This window comes from Roseicyclus sp., assembly GCF_052168335.1.
Classification (GTDB): domain Bacteria; phylum Pseudomonadota; class Alphaproteobacteria; order Rhodobacterales; family Rhodobacteraceae; genus Roseibacterium.
Genome location: NZ_JBQLZP010000623.1, coordinates 1 through 2,995, shown reverse-complemented (window position 1 = coordinate 2,995; position 2,995 = coordinate 1). Strand labels below are relative to the sequence as shown.

At 72.7% G+C, this 2,995-nt stretch carries 3 protein-coding genes; 2 read left to right on the top strand and 1 reads right to left on the bottom strand.

Going from position 1 to position 2,995, the window contains the following annotated elements; all coding sequences use genetic code 11:
• A partial coding sequence (locus tag ACTS11_RS19100) for a DUF4175 family protein (RefSeq protein ID WP_442641876.1) occupies positions 1-1,004 on the top strand: 1,004 nt, incomplete at its 5' end.
• Between the two features lie 167 nt (positions 1,005-1,171).
• Here ACTS11_RS19100 and ACTS11_RS19095 read toward each other — a convergent pair.
• Complete coding sequence (locus tag ACTS11_RS19095; protein WP_442641875.1) at positions 1,172-2,089, bottom strand: zinc-ribbon domain-containing protein; 918 nt, start codon at positions 2,087-2,089, stop codon at positions 1,172-1,174.
• Positions 2,090-2,293: 204 nt separating this feature from the next.
• On the opposite strand from ACTS11_RS19095, the gene ACTS11_RS19090 reads away from it, so the two are divergent.
• Positions 2,294-2,962 carry a cell division ATP-binding protein FtsE gene (locus tag ACTS11_RS19090; RefSeq protein WP_442641877.1) on the top strand — a complete coding sequence of 223 codons (669 nt, stop codon included), beginning with the start codon at positions 2,294-2,296 and terminating at the stop codon, positions 2,960-2,962.
• Positions 2,963-2,995: the final 33 nt, after the last annotated feature.

The window sequence follows — 2,995 nt, the reverse complement described above, 5'->3', positions numbered from 1 at the left end:
GTCGCCCGGCGCGGCGTTCTGCGCCAGGCGACGAGACCGACCAGCCCGACCAGGGCGAGCGCATGGAAATGTCCATGGCCGACCTCGACGAGATGCTGCGCCGGATCGAGGAGCTGATGCAGGAAGGCCGGATGGCCGAGGCGCAGGAGCTGCTCGACATGCTCCAGCAGATGCTGGAGAACATGGAGATCACGCAAGGCGAAGGCGGCGACGGCCCGCAGACGCCGGGTCAGGAGGCCATGGAGGGCCTCCAGGACACGCTGCGCGACCAGCAGGACCTGTCCGACGACAGCTTCCAGGAGCTTCAGGAACAGTTCGGCGGCCAGGGCGGCCGACAGCAGCAGCAGCCCGGCCAGCCCGGCCAGCGCCAGGGCACCGTGGGCGAGCAGGAGCAGGGCCAGAACGGCCAGCAGGGGCAGCAACCCGGCCAGCAGCCGGGCGAGATGCCCGGCCAGCCCGGCGACCCGGGCGAGCAGTTCGGCGAGGGCCAGGGCGGCGAGAACGGCGAGCAGTCGCTTGCCGAACGGCAGGAGGCCCTGCGCCGCCAGCTCGAGGAACAGGCGGGCCGCCTGCCCGGATCGGGCACGGAGGAGGGCGACGAGGCGCTGCGCCAGCTCGACGAGGCGGGACGGGCGATGGACGACGCCGCCCGCGCGCTCGAGAACGGCGACATCGCCGGCGCGCTCGACCTCCAGTCCGATGCGATGGAGGCGATGCGCGAAGGCATGTCGGCGCTCGGCCGTGCGCTGGCGCGCGAGGAAGGCCGCGAGCCGGGCCAGGGCCAGGCGGAGGGCGCGATGCCGACCGACCGGCCGCTTCAGGACCCGCTCGGCCGCCAGGCGGGCAACACCGGCTCCTTCGGCTCGGAGGAGGGGATCGAGTCGCGCGAGGAAGCCTTCCGCCGCTCGCGCGAGCTTCTGGACGAGCTGCGCCGCCGCTCGGCCGAACAGGACCGCCCGGACATCGAACTCGAGTACCTGCGCAGGCTCCTCGACCAGTTCTGAGGAAACTGACCCCGCATCCGCCGCAGCGGCGTCTTGCCGAAGCGTCGTCGCCCCGCGCTCCACCGGCCCTTGGGCGAGGTCGTCGAGCCGGAAGCGCGGCGTCCTACCCGCGCGGCGGGTCCTGCGACGAGGTGCGGAAACGCGCCCGCACCCGAAGCAGCGGCGCCTTACTGAACCGTGGTCGCCTCGCGCTCGACCAGTCCGCGCGCGAGATCGTCGAGCCAGAAGCGGGCGGCGTCCACCTGCGCGGCGAAGGCCTGGACGGTGGGTGCGATCTGCGGGGCGCGCTCGGAGATGAGCCCCACGTTCACGTAGGCCCAGAACAGCGCGGCCGCGACGGCGAGGGTCAGGAGGAAGCCGACACGCACGCCGCGACGCCTGCGTCCGGCGGGCCGCTCGGCCTCGGCCTCGGCCTGCTCGTCGGCGGCGCTGTCGCGGTCTTCCGAGGCGCGGAGCGTCGAATTGATCTCCTCGATGTCGGGCAGGAGGTCGCGGCGGGGACCCGCGGCCAGCGCGGCGTTCGCGGCGCCGACGGTGAAGGCGTCGTCGGCCTCCTCCAGCTCGGCGCGGCGGCGGGCGCGGCGGGCATCCTGCGGCTCCTCCTCGAGAGGCATCTCCGCCTGGGTCTCGACGGGCACGGCCTCGGCCTCGCGCAGGCGCTTCTCGCGCTCCGCCTCCTCGCGCAGGATGTCGCGGATCGCCGGATCGATCTGGCGGCGCCCGGTCTCCTCGGGCGCGGCATGTCCGGGGCCGGTATCCTCATCCCAGGAAGCCTCGGGAGCGGCATCCCCGGGAGCGGGGCCTGCGGCGACCTCTTCCTCCTCGGCGTCGTTGGGCGTCACCACGCGCGTCGCGGTCTCGTCCGGGACGGCAGCGGGCGCGTCATGTTCCGGCTCGGCCTCGGCGACCGGCTCGGGCGCATCGGCCGCGTCGGAGTGCTGTGCCGCCGGCGGCGGCATCTCGGGACGCCCCGGCTGGAACCAGGTCGTCGAGCAATCCGAACATTGCACGTCGCGCCCCTCGGGGGGGATCATCGCGTCGTCCACCTCGTAACGCGCACCGCAGTTCGGGCAGGTCAGCCGCATGAAATACCGTCTCCCCGGCCCTCGATGGCCGACGTCATGATGGTTCAAGTTGTCAACATGTTTATCAACAGGACGGCCATCGTCCAAGAGTCCCGATTCGTTCCGCCGAACTGCGCTCCGGACCGAGGCGCGATTGCAACCCTGCCCCATAAGGTGCAAGACAGGGCGCAAGAGCAAGGGGCGAGGGACGCCGACGTGATCGCGATGCAGGACGCCGCCTATGGCTACGGCTCGGGGCCGCTCCTGTCGGGGCTGAAGCTGGACCTGCCGCGCGGCTCGTTCCACTTCCTCACCGGCCCCTCCGGCGCGGGCAAGACCACCTTCCTCAAGCTCTGCTACGCCGAGCTTCTGCCGACGGCGGGCCGGGTCACGCTGCTGGGCAAGGAGGCGGCGGGCATCGGGCGCGACGCGGTCGCGGACCTCCGCGCGCGGATCGGCGTCGTGCACCAGGATTGCCAGTTCCTCGACCACCTGCCGACGGACGAGAACATCGCCCTTCCGCTCACCGTCACCGGGCGCGCCGGTCCTGGGCACGCGCGCGACATCGCGGAGCTTGTCGCCTGGGTCGGCCTCTCCTCCCGCGCGCGGGCCCTGCCGCCGGAGCTGTCGGGGGGCGAACGGCAGCGCGCGGCGCTCGCGCGCGCCGTCATCATGGACCCCGACGTGATCCTCGCCGACGAGCCCACGGGCAACGTCGACTGGGACATGTCGCTGCGCCTCCTCCAGCTGCTGGTGGAGCTGAACCGGATGGGCAAGACGGTGCTGATCGCGACACACGACCTCGCCCTGATCCGGGCCGCGAAGAGCCAGGTTCAGGCGCGCGTCCTGCGCATCAAGGACGGGCGCGTGGACGTGGCGGGGGCCGACCTGTGAGCATCGTGGACGACACGCTCGCGCTCCTCCGCG